This window comes from Aquiluna sp. Uisw_065 (genome assembly GCF_047731275.1).
GTDB lineage: Bacteria > Actinomycetota > Actinomycetes > Actinomycetales > Microbacteriaceae > Aquiluna.
Genome location: NZ_CP159836.1, coordinates 847,797 through 860,601 on the forward strand (window position 1 = coordinate 847,797; position 12,805 = coordinate 860,601).

14 protein-coding genes are annotated in these 12,805 nt (G+C 51.7%); 12 read left to right on the top strand and 2 right to left on the bottom strand.

Features of this window, described 5'->3' with window-relative positions:
* Window positions 1–75: 75 nt before the first annotated feature.
* A complete protein-coding gene (msrA, locus tag ABXT50_RS04230; protein WP_415273652.1) occupies window positions 76–597 on the bottom strand; it encodes a peptide-methionine (S)-S-oxide reductase MsrA in 522 nt (173 codons plus the stop codon).
* A 72-nt stretch (window positions 598–669) separates the two neighbouring features.
* On the opposite strand from msrA, the gene ABXT50_RS04235 reads away from it, so the two are divergent.
* The 3 genes from ABXT50_RS04235 to ABXT50_RS04245 are packed head-to-tail and all read left to right on the top strand — an operon-like array spanning window position 670 to window position 2,224.
* Entirely contained in the window at window positions 670–1,608 is a 939-nt protein-coding gene (locus ABXT50_RS04235; RefSeq protein WP_415273653.1) for a DMT family transporter, read from the top strand.
* A 1-nt stretch (window position 1,609) separates the two neighbouring features.
* Window positions 1,610–1,987: a thioredoxin gene (gene trxA, locus ABXT50_RS04240; protein WP_415273654.1), complete on the top strand. Its 378-nt coding sequence runs from the start codon at window positions 1,610–1,612 to the stop codon at window positions 1,985–1,987.
* Between the two features lie 9 nt (window positions 1,988–1,996).
* Entirely contained in the window at window positions 1,997–2,224 is a 228-nt protein-coding gene (locus tag ABXT50_RS04245; RefSeq protein WP_007542103.1) for a hypothetical protein, read from the top strand.
* 49 nt (window positions 2,225–2,273) lie between these two features.
* Here the strand turns inward: ABXT50_RS04245 and ald are convergent, their stop codons facing one another.
* Entirely contained in the window at window positions 2,274–3,389 is a 1,116-nt protein-coding gene (gene ald, locus ABXT50_RS04250) for an alanine dehydrogenase (protein ID WP_415273655.1), read from the bottom strand.
* Between the two features lie 123 nt (window positions 3,390–3,512).
* On the opposite strand from ald, the gene ABXT50_RS04255 reads away from it, so the two are divergent.
* From ABXT50_RS04255 to ABXT50_RS04295, 9 genes are all read left to right on the top strand, one after another.
* Entirely contained in the window at window positions 3,513–3,995 is a 483-nt protein-coding gene (locus ABXT50_RS04255; RefSeq protein WP_415273656.1) for an Lrp/AsnC family transcriptional regulator, read from the top strand.
* A 25-nt stretch (window positions 3,996–4,020) separates the two neighbouring features.
* Window positions 4,021–5,379, top strand: coding sequence for a pyridoxal phosphate-dependent decarboxylase family protein (locus tag ABXT50_RS04260; RefSeq protein ID WP_415273657.1), 1,359 nt, complete (start codon window positions 4,021–4,023; stop codon window positions 5,377–5,379).
* Window positions 5,380–5,381: 2 nt separating this feature from the next.
* Window positions 5,382–6,374, top strand: coding sequence for a nitrilase-related carbon-nitrogen hydrolase (locus tag ABXT50_RS04265; protein ID WP_415273658.1), 993 nt, complete (start codon window positions 5,382–5,384; stop codon window positions 6,372–6,374).
* Window positions 6,371–7,378: an agmatine deiminase family protein gene (locus ABXT50_RS04270; RefSeq protein ID WP_415273659.1), complete on the top strand. Its 1,008-nt coding sequence runs from the start codon at window positions 6,371–6,373 to the stop codon at window positions 7,376–7,378. The genes ABXT50_RS04265 and ABXT50_RS04270 overlap by 4 nt, the downstream gene beginning before the upstream one ends.
* A gap of 81 nt (window positions 7,379–7,459) precedes the next feature.
* Window positions 7,460–8,503 (top strand): ABC transporter substrate-binding protein, encoded by a 1,044-nt coding sequence (locus ABXT50_RS04275; protein ID WP_415273660.1) that lies wholly within the window; start codon window positions 7,460–7,462, stop codon window positions 8,501–8,503.
* Between the two features lie 9 nt (window positions 8,504–8,512).
* Entirely contained in the window at window positions 8,513–9,334 is an 822-nt protein-coding gene (locus ABXT50_RS04280) for an ABC transporter ATP-binding protein (RefSeq protein ID WP_415273661.1), read from the top strand.
* A complete protein-coding gene (locus ABXT50_RS04285; protein ID WP_415273662.1) occupies window positions 9,276–10,157 on the top strand; it encodes an ABC transporter permease in 882 nt (293 codons plus the stop codon). Before ABXT50_RS04280 ends, ABXT50_RS04285 begins: the two co-directional genes overlap by 59 nt.
* The gene (locus tag ABXT50_RS04290) at window positions 10,154–11,026 is read left to right on the top strand and encodes an ABC transporter permease (protein ID WP_415273663.1); all 873 of its coding nucleotides are present in this window, start codon (window positions 10,154–10,156) and stop codon (window positions 11,024–11,026) included. The genes ABXT50_RS04285 and ABXT50_RS04290 overlap by 4 nt, the downstream gene beginning before the upstream one ends.
* Window positions 11,027–11,116: 90 nt before the next feature.
* On the top strand, window positions 11,117–12,784 hold the full coding sequence (locus ABXT50_RS04295; protein WP_415273664.1) for a DUF885 domain-containing protein: 1,668 nt from the start codon (window positions 11,117–11,119) through the stop codon (window positions 12,782–12,784).
* Window positions 12,785–12,805: the final 21 nt, after the last annotated feature.

The window sequence follows — 12,805 nt, forward strand, 5'->3', positions numbered from 1 at the left end:
TTCCTTGTGATTCTGGAAAGTTTGGCAAATTGTCAATCAGGATTGTGGTGCAGAAACAAATCTGTGGAAAACTCGTTATCGAAGAAGACTTGTGAACTTTGCTCTGACCTTTGAGACCTTTGGAGCCACTACGGCAAGGCAATAGCCCTGATTGGGATTCTTGTCGAAATAATCTTGGTGGTAGTCCTCGGCCTCGAAGTTTTCGGCTAAAGGAGTGACTTCGGTCACGACGTTTTGACCCCAAATTTCTTTGGCTCTTTCAACAGCATCGCTAAAAATTTGCTTTTGGGCTTCGCTCGAATAAAACATCGCCGATCGATACTGATCACCAACGTCAGCTCCCTGGCGATTCAGCTGAGTTGGATCATGCAAGGTGAAAAATATATCTAGTATTTGCTCGGAGGAAATCTCATCGGGATCGAAAGTGACATTCACGACTTCAGCGTGGCCAGTATTGCCATTGCAAATATCTTCATAGCTCGGATTGGGCTTGTGGCCGCCCGTATAGCCGCAGGTCACCTCTCCCACACCACGGAATTGGACATAAGCTGAATCTAGGCACCAAAAACACCCACCGGCAAGTACAAAAGTCTCCATAATGTTCCTAAACTTAGATGGTTACCCAATTGATTCCCAATTGGCATTTTGAAAGGTACGGCACAAGCCTAATTGACTCAAAAACACCCTACGCTTGGCGTGCTTTACGCGGCCAGTGCCGCAATCCTATTTGGTCTCAATGCCTCCACCACCAAAGTGATAATCCAATCGGGTATTACCCCTGAACAAGCCGTTCTAGTTCGGTCGATTACCGCAGGCTTAATTGCTCTCGCCTGGGCTCTAATTGCAAACCGTTCCGATCTGCGAGTAGAAAAGCGGCTCATCCCGAGACTTCTACTTTTAGGAATCGTGGGAGTGGGAACTCTTCAGTGGGCCTACTCACAAGCGGTGGTACTCCTGCCAGTTGGAATCGCACTACTAATCGAGTACACCGCCGTCCTTTGGGTGCCAATAATTGCTTTGCTTTTTTTCAAAGAGCGAGTAAAAAAACAGATTTGGTTTGGAGCTGCGCTAGTGCTTGGCGGCTTGGCCGTCGTTGCGCAAATTTGGGATAGTCAACTTAGTGGTCTAGGGATTATTTATGCGCTTGGCGCTGCCGCCTCGCTAACCACTCACCTGATAGTCGGGGAGCGAATTCAGCGACACTTGCCCACAAACGTCACCATGGCTTATGGAATGGGTATTGCCACTCTGCTTTACCTGCCCTTTTCAAGGCTGAACGAATTTGACTACGGAGGTCTGACCGACGGCCTAGACCTGAGCGGAAACCTTTCTGGAATAACAGTTCCGTTGTGGGTAATGCTCCTCTTGCTTGGGGTGGCCGGAAGCTTCCTGCCCATGGCTTTTACTTTTCTTGCGCTACGTCACCTCGGGGCGACTTTGGTGGGTGTAGTGGCTACATCGGAGACGATTCTGGCCGCAATGTTCGCCTTACTCTGGCTTGGGGAGCTGATTAGCCTGACCCAGGCCCTCGGGGGTATGGTGGTGATTGTAGGTATCGTTTTGGCACAGACGTCCAAGCGGCAAAGAGTAGTAAAGGTGGTTGATTAGATTGGCAACAATAAACTTGGTCCAAGCGGATTTCGAAGCAACAGTAAACAGTGACGGCATCACGCTTGTCGACTTTTGGGCCGAATGGTGCGGCCCTTGTAAAACCTTTGGTCCAATTTTCGAGGAGGCCTCCAATGGCCACCCAGAAATCACCTTCGCCAAGGTCGACACCGAGGCAGAACAAGAACTTTCCGGCATGGCTGGAATCTCCTCGATCCCAACACTGATGATTTTCCGAGACGGCATTTTGCTCTTCAGCCAAGCAGGCGCACTGCCGGCTCCGGCACTGAACGAGTTGATTGATAAAGTCCAGGGCCTCAACATGGCTGACGTCCACGCGGAAATCGCAAAGCAGCAATCTGATCCCGAAGCAAGCTAGCAAACAAACTTGAAAAACAATTCAATCGCCATGTTGGCGACGATAGCTGGCATCGGGATTTTGGCCTGGTTGATTGGATTTTTTGACCCGACGACATGTACTCCGGATGTTCAGGTCGCGGGGTGGTCCTCCTGCGAAGAAATAGCAAACCAGAGAACTATCGCGCTCTATGCGCTGATTGGTGTGACTGTCGCAGGCGTTCTAATAACCACCGTTCTAAAGCGAAAAAAGAAGTAGCTACTCTCGTTTGCGACTAGCTCTTGAGTGAGTCGAAAAGAGAATTTCTCTAAATCAATTCTTGAGTATCCACATAGTTCAATTCTGGAAAAGCTTGTGCGACGGCAGGGTGGGTGATCATTCCCTCATGCACGTTTAGGCCTAAAGCTAAAGCGGCATCATTTTTTAGGGCGGCCTTCCAGCCTCTCGTTGCCAACTGCAGCACATACGGCAAGGTGGCGTTGGTTAGTGCCCGCGTCGAAGTCGAAGGCACCGCGCCCGGCATGTTTGCAACGCAGTAATAAATAGTTTGGTGAACCTGGAAGGTCGGTTCATCGTGGGTAGTTGGCCTGGAGTGCTCGAAGCAACCGCCCTGATCAATCGCGATGTCAACAAGTACAGCTCCGGACTTCATCTCACTCACCATTTTGTCTGTCACTAATTTTGGAGCTCGCTCACCTGGAATAAGAACCGAACCGATCACCAAATCTGCATCCTTTAGTTGCTCGGCAATCTCGTAGGAGGTCGAAGCTCTGGTTTGCACCTCGGAATTGAAACGCTCGTCAATCTCCCTGAGCCTTGGAAGCGACAGGTCGATAACAGTCACATCTGCGCCCATGCCATTGGCAACAAGGGCCGCTTCGGTACCGGCGACTCCTCCACCGATTACCACGACCTTCGCACGCGGTGTTCCAGGAACTCCGCCCATGAGAACCCCGGCACCGCCGTTGGTCTTCATCAGCTGGTAAGCACCAATCTGCGCCGAGAGCCTGCCTGCAACCTCACTCATCGGTTGCAACAAAGGAAGCGAACGGTTTTCCAGCTGAACAGTCTCGTAGGCGATTGCCGTGGTCCCGGACTGGATAAGAGCATCTGTACATTCCCTAGAAGCCGCTAAGTGCAGATAAGTGAAAAGCACTTGCCCTTTACGCATCAGCGGATACTCCATAGCTATCGGCTCTTTGACCTTGCAAAGCAATTCGGCCTTGGACCAAACCTCTTCGGCAGTTGCTGTAATGGTCGCACCGGCTTTTTCGTAATCGTCGTCCCGAAAGCCCGAGCCCTCACCCGCACTTGACTGGATTAAGACCTCATGGCCGCGCGTCACTAATTCATGAACACCGGCGGGCGTGAGCGCGACTCGAAATTCGTTGTTCTTAATTTCCTTGGGGACGCCAACTAACATTTATTCTCCTTGAGCAAGTGACCTGAATTCTTGCAAATAATTCGCTTAGGCGGATAAAATACGAAGAATCTTCACTTATTACAGGAAAATGCACGATATCTAATGAAAAATGAGGTTTTTGAAATGCTCAAGCCGCAGAATATTCGCGTCAACGACGAGGTCGACGAAATCGACCGCTCGATTCTTTCCATACTCGGCAAAAATGGCCGTATTTCTAATGCTGATCTAGCGAATCAAGTTGGCATAGCTGCCTCGACCTGCCTTGGTAGAGTTCGCAATCTGGTTCAGCGCAAGGTGATTAGATCTTTTGCCGCCGACATAGCCCCAGAGGCTCTTGGATTGGAACTACAGGCTCTGATCTCAGTGTCACTTCGAGCAGGAGCGAGAGCAAATCTTGCCAGTTTCATGACTGCAATGCGTGAGCACCCACAGGTGATTCAAGTGTTCTTCCTCGGTGGTGCAGAGGATTTCATTGTGCACATCGCGGTCGCAGATTCAGACGCAGCCAGAGAGTTTGTGCTGGACCAACTCAGTAATAACGCATCAGTGGCAACCACCAGAACCAACATCGTCTTCGACCATTTTCACAAGGGCCCAATTAGCTAGAGTTGGGCCTATCGGGAGGGTCAAAATGACTGAGTCAATGCATCAAGCAGGAGCAGACAGCGAACTCCGCGAGGCCATCTATAAGTATGCGGCCGAGCGCATGGCTATGGACCCGGTTCCTCTTGACTTACCGCGCTCAAGAAGCGAGCTGGAGACGCACGCAGGGATCACAATAAGCGAGGCTGGCATCGGTGGACAGAAAGCCCTATCAATCTTCGAAGAGGTTTTAGCCCCAGCAACCATCTCCACGGATCACCCGAATTTCCTCTCGTTCATTCCTGCTGCGCCCACGGAGGCCGCGACTCTTTTTGATCTGGTAGTTTCCGCAAGCTCTATCTACGGTGGATCATGGACCGAAGGTGCTGGGGCTGTTTTTGCAGAGAATCAAGTCCTCGAATTTCTAGCTCGCGAAGCGGGGCTTCCAAAGGGAGCCGGCGGAGTATTTGTTCAAGGCGGCACACTAGGGAACCTGTCCGCTCTTGTCGTCGCGCGCGATGTCGCAGAAGCCAAGCACGGTCGTCAACATTGGGCAATAATCTGCAGCTCCGAGGCGCATTCATCAGTCAAGTCCGTTGGAAAAGTAATGGGCGTAACGGTCATTTCTGCTGACGCAAGCCAGACTGGATCGTTAACCGGCGACGCCGCCGAATCTGCAATTCAAGAAGCCAAGAACCAAGGGCTGATTCCTTTTGCTCTGGTCGGCACAAGCGGCACTACTAATTTTGGCATTATTGACAAGCTCGATGAACTAGCGAATGTCGCTGCCGCTAATGATCTTTGGTTCCACGTTGATGGGGCCTACGGCTTGGCAGGAGTCTTAGTTGAGGAGCTGAAGCCTCTTTACCTTGGATTAGAAAGAGCTGACTCATTTATTGTCGACCCGCACAAGTGGTTATTTGCACCCTTTGACGCTTGCGCTCTTGTGTACCGCGACCCTGACCTTGCTCGACAAACGCACACCCAGCACGGGGAATATTTAGAGACTCTAAATAAGAATCATGACTGGAACCCGTCGGATTTTGCGTTCAATCTCACCAGAAGAGTTAGAGGTTTGCCTCTCTGGTTTTCACTCGCAACCTACGGGGTAGCTGCTTACCGGTCTGCAATCAAATCGAATGTCGACCTAGCAAAGAAAATTGGCGCTGAGATTTCTACCCGTCCCAACCTCAAGCTGGTGCGCAACCCGCAGCTCTCAGTCGTGGTGTTCGAAAGAGTCGGCTGGGATGCCAACGATTATGAAGACTGGTCAAAAAAACTACTTGAATCCCAGTTCGCATTCGTTGTCCCCTCCAGTCACCTAGGGAAGCCAAACACGAGGTTTGCAATAGTCAACCCAACAACCAGGTATCAAGACCTGGTCGCAATCCTGGACACGATGGATTAGCCGTGAAACTAACCCAGGTTGCGTCACCGAAATCACTCAGCCGTGTTCGAGAGCCTGAGCGCTCAATCATCAAGGTCGCTGCCGTCCAAATAAACCACAATGTCGACCCGGCGGCACACACAGCGACACTTCTCGAGGCAATCGAGATTGCCGTGGACGCAGGCGCCCAGGTAATTTTTCTTCCTGAGCTAACGCTTTCAAGATATCCGGCCGACCAATTGCCCACGGGGGCGCCTAACAGAAATGCCGAGCAGCTGGAGTCAGGCCCGACATTCAACCTGGTTTCACAGCAGGCCAAAAAATACGGCGTCGTTATTCACGCGTCGCTTTATCAAGAGGCGGGTCTGACTGATGGAAGAGGGCTGAACACAGCCATCATCGTTGGGTCAAATGGGGAGCTTCTGGGATCAACACCGAAGCTCCACATTCCGGTTACCGAGGGCTATTTCGAAGACAAGTATTTCGCTCCGGGTCAAGGCAATGATCCTTACCCGGTTTTCGAAATGGACCTAGTCGGAAAACCAAAGCTTGGGCTACCGACTTGCTGGGATGAGTGGTTCCCCGAAGTTGCAAGAGCTTATGCGTTGGCAGGAGCGGACATTCTTTGCTACCCAACCGCGATTGGCTCCGAACCTGACCATCCGGAGTTTGACACCGAACCACTTTGGCGCCAGGTCATTATCGGTCACGCGATTGCCAACGGTTTATTTATTGTTGTTCCAAACCGATGGGGCAACGAGGGTTTATTGGATTTTTACGGTTCATCATTCATAGTCGATCCCTACGGACGCATACTGGCTCAAGCCGGCCGTTTCGGCAATGAGGTGTTAGTCGCTGACCTCGACTTAGATCAGCGGAGGGACTGGTTAGAACTGTTCCCGTTCTTTGCCACTCGACGACCAGATACTTATAGCTCCCTGTCAGGTGCACTCGTCAACAAGAGAGCTCCTGGAGGCAAAGGTGAGCACGGTGGTATTCCGGGGCTGACCCCATGACATACATGATGCCTCCCGAATGGGAGAAACACGAACGAACCTGGATCGCATTTCCACACGATGGCTATACGCTTGGCGACACTCCCGATGAACAATACGCGGCTCGAAAAACTTGGGCAAATGTCGCCAATACTGCAAGTAACTTTGAAAAAGTGACCGCAATCGTTCACCCCAAAGACCTTGCCATCGCGAAGAAGTTTCTTTCCAGACAGGTCGAAATTTTTGACCTAGTAATTGATGATGCCTGGGTAAGGGACAGTGGTCCCACCTTTGTCAAAGACGAGGCTGGCGAACTGGCCTGCGTCAATTGGGTCTTTAACGGCTGGGGCGCTCAAAGCTGGGCAAGTTATAAGAACGACAGCAGGATGGCGCAAGAAGTAGCGAGCTTTTTGGGGGCTCCGCGAGTAGACAGTGACATGGTCAACGAGGGTGGCGGTATCCACGTCAACGGCAAAGGCCAAGTGCTGCTTACCGAGACGGTTCAACTAGACCCGGGTCGAAATCCAAACTGGACCAAGGAGCAAGTTGAGGAAGAGCTCTCCAGAACTATTGGAGTGACTGACTTCGTTTGGCTGAAACAAGGACTCACCAGAGACTATGACGAATTCGGCACCAAGGGCCATATCGATATTGTGGCTTGCTACTCACCCGATCAAAGAGTTCTATTCCATGACCAAAAGAATCAGAATCACCCAGACTTTCCGGTGAGCAAAGCCATCAAAAAACAACTTGTAGACGCTGAGCTTGACCCAGTATCGCTTCCCGCCCCAACGACCCTGAGGGATGATGATGGTTTCGTTGATTACAGCTACGTCAATCATTACGTTCTGAATGACGCTGTCTTACTTGGAAGCTTTGAAGATCAAAACGACAAAGAGGCTCAGGCCATTTTGAGAGACTGCTACCCAAATAGAGAAGTAATTTTGATTGATGCTCGTGAGCTATTTGCTCGCGGTGGCGGAATCCATTGCATCACACAGCAGCAACCGGTCAGTAAACGCTAAATTTCACGCTAACATTTGGGAAACAACGTCGTAGTCGGAAATTTCCGGCTCGCTTACCTATACCCGAGAGGCCAAACTGTAATGGCAACAAAAACAACCATTCGCAAGCGCTTTTTCGCACTCGCAGCAGTCACAGCGATTGCATCACTAGCACTAACTGGCTGCTCGAGCACCGAAACTGAGTCATCTGATCTAGGTGAACTGAATGTTCAGTTCAGCTGGATCAAAAACGCCGAATTCGCCGGAGAGTACTTCGCCGATTCGAACGGCTACTACTCCGAAGCTGGCTTCAGCTCAGTCAATTTAATCGCTGGCCCAACTGCAACCACAGCTGTAGTTCTTTCAGGTGAAGCACTGGTCGGTCTATCCGATCCGATTGCGGTCACTCCAGTGATCCTGGAAGAGGGCGCACCTCTAAAGATCATCGGTGCTACTTACCAGAAAAACCCTTTCACAATTTTGTCCCTGAAGGATGGCGGCAACATTGCCACTGCCCAGGATCTAATCGGTAAGAAGATTGGTGTTCAGGCCGGTGGCAACGAGACTCTATTTGATGCACTGTTGGCAGCCAACGGCATCTCACAGGATCAGGTAACAAAGGTCCCAGTGGAATATGACCCAGCTCCACTTGTAAACGGTGAAGTTGACGGATTCCTGGCCTACGTGACCAACGAGTCAATCACCGTCGCGAACCTTGGTTTTGAGGTAACAAACCTGCTATTTGCTGACAACGGCTTGCCGTTTGTAGCCGAGGCATTTGTGGTTACCCAGGACTCAATCGACAATAACCGCGCTGGCCTAAAAGCCTTCCTTTACGCAACCGCACGCGGTTGGAAAGATGCAATCGCTGACCCCAACGAGGGTGCGCGTTTGGCAGTAGAGGTTTATGGCAAGGACCTAGGTCTGGACATCGGCAAGGAGCAGCAGCAGTCTGTTGCTCAGAACTCACTATTGGTTGTAACGGATGAAACCGTTGCTAATGGTCTGTTCACTATTTCCGAGGCAATGCAGGCGAGCAACATTGCAACGCTTGCTGCGGCTGGCTATAACATTACCGCAGACCAGCTGTTCGACCTTAGCTTGCTAGCTGAGGTCTACAAAGAGCACCCAGAGCTTTTGGAGTAACCTTCCCTCATGAGTTTTGAAAATACCGCTGCCCAAGGTGAATCCACCTTGGGCAGCGGTATCACTATTTCCGGACTGTCCAAAGTATTCAAATTGGGAAACAGCACGATTACCGCGCTTGAAGACACCACCCTGCACTCGGATAAGGGCAGCTTCTTGTCGCTGCTCGGCCCATCGGGTTGTGGCAAGTCAACAATTCTTAGGATCCTAGCCGGACTCGAAATTCCCACCGCTGGAAGCGTCACCGTGGACGGAATGGACCCGAGTGAGCTCAGACGCGATCACAGACTAGGAATCGCATTTCAGGATTCCGCTCTTATGCCATGGCGGAGCGTTGTTGCAAACATAAGACTGCCGTTCGAACTAGCCCGAGTGAGCCCGGACGAAAGCCTAATTTCAGACTTAATAAAGCTGGTGGGCCTGCAGGGCTTTGAAAATGCCAAGCCGGCTCAGCTTTCCGGCGGCATGAAACAGCGCGTCTCGATTGCCAGAGCATTGGTGGTGCAACCCTCGGTGCTACTTCTTGATGAACCCTTCGGGGCCCTAGATGACATGACCAGGCAACGTTTGAACCTGGAGCTCTTGCGAATTTGGACCGAAAAGCCAGCTACCACCTTGATGGTTACCCATGGGATCTCGGAGGCCATCTTTTTGAGCGATCAGGTAGCCGTAATGAGCCCACGACCTGGCCGAATCAAAGAAATTATCGAAGTGGACCTGCCCAGACCTCGAACGCCAGAAATGATGCGGACTCCTGAGTTCCATGCACTCCATGACCATGCTTCAGACCTTCTATTTGGTGGCAATGGCGCGGCTGTTGGCGATGAGTAACGCAACCACTTTGCGCAGCAAGCTGCGCTTGCCAGCCTGGACCGGCGGTGTAATTGGCATTGTTTCTACCCTTGCCATTTGGTGGCTGCTGGCGGAAACAGTTTTTGCAAGCGTGGGAACCAGACCGGATGGTTCCGGTGGGGCCATCCCGACTCCCATCGAAGTTGTACTTCAACTAATTGAAGATGGCTTTGGGTTTTACTGGCGAAACGGAATAATTACCTTGACCGAGGCAGCCATTGGCTTTGCCTGGGGCAACGCATTGGCACTTGTCTTCGCCGGCATTGCGCTGGTGCTACCAAGGCTTGAAACCCTCACAACTCAGATTGCGGTTATTACTTACTGCATCCCAATCGTGGCCATTGGGCCTATCGTGCGACTCGTCGTTGGTGCACCCGGGGCCGGGGAACCGGCAGGCGCAGCAATAGTGCTGGCTGCACTGAGCGTCTTTTTCACGACCATGATTGGAGCCCTTACTGGAGTAAAGGCCACTGATAAACGAATGCTCGATGTGGTTACTGCCTATGGTGGCGGTGCAATCCAGCGATTGCTTAGGGTGCAACTGCTCTCAGCGCTTCCGTCTATCTTCGCAGCCTTCAAAATAGCCGCACCGGCAGCCTTTTTGGGTGCAATCCTGGGCGAGTATGTGGGTGGTCCAGATGTTGGCTTTGGGCCAGCCATGGTCAATGCCCAGCAGAGCCTTGAGATCGCCAGAGTTTGGGGCGTTGCGCTCATTTCCGGGTTGATTGCCGGTGGCGGTTACGCGCTCTTTAGCATTATTGGAAAGCTCGTTACTCCCTGGGCGAAGGTAACCAACCGATGAACTTCAAGATAGAAGACGCGCAAGATCGCTCGATGATTGTTGTGCGGAGCCGGGTCAAGCGCGACGCTGCAAAGCAGACCGCCAAGATTATTTCGCAGTCCATAGGAAACACTGCCCTTTCGCTGGTTGTAGTTTTGATCCTCTGGGTAGTTGCGCTCTGGGCCTTCGATGTCAGCCCATACATTGGCAAGGGCCCGCTCGATGTCTTCAACTGGCTGTTCCTAGTTGAGGCTGCAGTCGAGAATCAGACGCTGGTTCTTTCGGCACTTGCCCAAACCATGTTCGATGCCGGGATTGGTTTTGGCTTCGGGTTGTTTTTTGCAACGTTGATTTCGGTGCTTTTCACCCTATTCAAATCTGTCGAGCAAGCGCTGATGCCAATTGCGATGCTGCTGCGCTCAGTGCCACTTATTGCAATGGCACCGATCCTGATTCTAATTTTCGGCAGGGAGCAAGTCACGGTGGCAGTGATGGGGGCCATTGTGGTGCTGTTTCCAGCGCTTGTAAACATCGTCTTTGGCCTTAGGTCAGCTTCTCAGGCAACCCTCGATGTTGCGACCGTGTATGGCGCAAACAAGCTTGCTGCCCTCAGGTATGTTGCCTTTCCCAGTTCACTGCCATCATTCTTTGCCGCCGTAAAGATTTCAGTTCCAGGGGCTATCACGGGGGCGCTATTAGTCGAGTGGCTAGCCACCGGCCAGGGTATCGGTTATGGAATTATATCGGCCGTTGGTAGGGCGAAGACCAACGAGGTTTGGGCCTATGTTGTTGTGATTACTTTGGTTTCCATCGTGCTCTACAACCTGATTGGGCTGTTTGAAACCTACGTTCTCAAGCGATTCGCTCCGCAGGCCTGGAAGTCCCGATAGAAAGTTCAAAGTAGCCGCATTTACCCTTTCGCTTCATGACTAACACGGCATTTCAGCCAACTAGAATCGAGGGGTTGAAAGGAAGCCGCCATGAAGCGCACCGAGACCGCCATCGACCTGTTAGCTAATGAATTAGTTATTGATATGGCTAGCCGCTATCCATCCTTTGCGACCGACATCGGCTACCCCGGGGGCGAGGGCGATATGGATGACCATTCACCCGAAGCCCTAGCGAAAGAGCAGTTGGCCATCAAGGAGGTTCTTGCCAAATTGGCAGCGCTTGAGCCACAAGATCAGATAGACGAAGTAACAAAAGATGCGATGACCGCGTCCTTGACTCAGGAAATCCAAAGCTATGATTCTGGCCTCCACTTCAGAAACCTCAACAACATTGCGTCGCCGGCGCAAGGAGTAAGAGACATTTTTGACAACTCACCGACGGCCACAATAAAGGACTGGGAAAACTTAGCTTCAAGAATGCGAAAAGTGGAAGTATCCCTGTCTGGATACATTGAAACACTGAGAATCGGACTGATTGCGGGTGACGCTCCAGCCAAGCGTCAGGTTGAAGCTGTCATTGATCAGGTTCGACAGATCACAGCGACTGACGGCTTCTTTCGCGAATTCGCAAAAGACGCCAAGGCTCAAAAGGGTGAGCTCACAGAAGAGCTTATGAAAGATCTGGCCGAGGCCGCCGAGGCCGCAACCCACGGGTATGCGAAATTTGAATCGTTTTTAGAACAAGAACTCTTGCCAGGCGCGACCGTTGAGGATGCTATAGGCAGGGAGCGCTACGAGTTGTTGTCCATGAGGTTCTTAGGAACCAAAGTGGACCTAGACGAGGCTTACGAGTGGGGCAAGGAAGAGCTTGCTCGGGTAGTCGCCGAGCAGGCTCTAGTGGCTGAACAAATCCTCCCCGGGGCGAGCGTGGAAGAGGCAATAACCTACTTAGAAAATGACCCCAGCACCAAGCTTCATGGCACAAAGGCTCTTCAGGAATGGATGCAGCAACTCTCGGACGCTGCCGTAGTGGCTCTTTCAGGGACGCACTTTGAGATCGCTGAGCCGATAAAAAAGCTCGAGTGCATGATTGCGCCGACTAAACACGGTGGTATCTACTACACCGGACCATCAGATGACTTTTCACGACCCGGGCGGATGTGGTGGTCAGTGCCAGTCGGTGTTACTGAATTCGACACATGGCGTGAAACCACCACCGTTTACCACGAGGGCGTTCCTGGTCATCATCTTCAAGTGGCACAGGCAACCTACGTGAAAGAAACCCTTAATGCTTGGCGACGTCTAGCTTCCTGGACCTCTGGCCACGGAGAAGGCTGGGCGCTATATGCCGAGCGACTAATGGACGAGCTTGGTTACCTAGATAACCCAGCCGACCGACTCGGGATGCTCGACGGTCAGCGAATGCGTGCTGCTCGTGTTGTTCTGGATATCGGGGTTCACTTAGGCAAACCGAGGCTCGACGGCAGCGGAACTTGGGATTTTGACTACGCACTTGAATTCATGGGTAAGAACGTAAACATGAGTAAAGAATTTGTAAAGTTTGAAGTCACAAGGTATTTCGGGTGGCCGGGGCAAGCACCAAGCTACAAAATCGGGCAGCGCATCTGGGAGCAAGTGCGAGATGACTACGCAATGAAAAAAGGTGATGACTTTGACATCAAGCTATTTCACAAAACTGCACTGAATCTTGGCGGGCTCGGGCTTTCGACCCTCCAAAAAGCAATGGCGCAGGCATAGCGCCCGCTTTTTGGTTACGCT

Excerpts from the sequence above, each read along its gene's own strand:
- msrA (WP_415273652.1), bottom strand. The coding sequence starts at position 597 with ATGGAGACTTTTGTACTTGCCGGTGGGTGTTTTTGGTGCCTAGATTCA.
- ald (WP_415273655.1), bottom strand. The coding sequence starts at position 3,389 with ATGTTAGTTGGCGTCCCCAAGGAAATTAAGAACAACGAATTTCGAGTC.
- ABXT50_RS04255 (WP_415273656.1), top strand. The coding sequence starts at position 3,513 with ATGCTCAAGCCGCAGAATATTCGCGTCAACGACGAGGTCGACGAAATC.
- ABXT50_RS04260 (WP_415273657.1), top strand. The coding sequence starts at position 4,021 with ATGACTGAGTCAATGCATCAAGCAGGAGCAGACAGCGAACTCCGCGAG.
- ABXT50_RS04270 (WP_415273659.1), top strand. The coding sequence starts at position 6,371 with ATGACATACATGATGCCTCCCGAATGGGAGAAACACGAACGAACCTGG.
- ABXT50_RS04275 (WP_415273660.1), top strand. The coding sequence starts at position 7,460 with ATGGCAACAAAAACAACCATTCGCAAGCGCTTTTTCGCACTCGCAGCA.
- ABXT50_RS04280 (WP_415273661.1), top strand. The coding sequence starts at position 8,513 with ATGAGTTTTGAAAATACCGCTGCCCAAGGTGAATCCACCTTGGGCAGC.
- ABXT50_RS04285 (WP_415273662.1), top strand. The coding sequence starts at position 9,276 with ATGACCATGCTTCAGACCTTCTATTTGGTGGCAATGGCGCGGCTGTTG.
- ABXT50_RS04290 (WP_415273663.1), top strand. The coding sequence starts at position 10,154 with ATGAACTTCAAGATAGAAGACGCGCAAGATCGCTCGATGATTGTTGTG.
- ABXT50_RS04295 (WP_415273664.1), top strand. The coding sequence starts at position 11,117 with ATGAAGCGCACCGAGACCGCCATCGACCTGTTAGCTAATGAATTAGTT.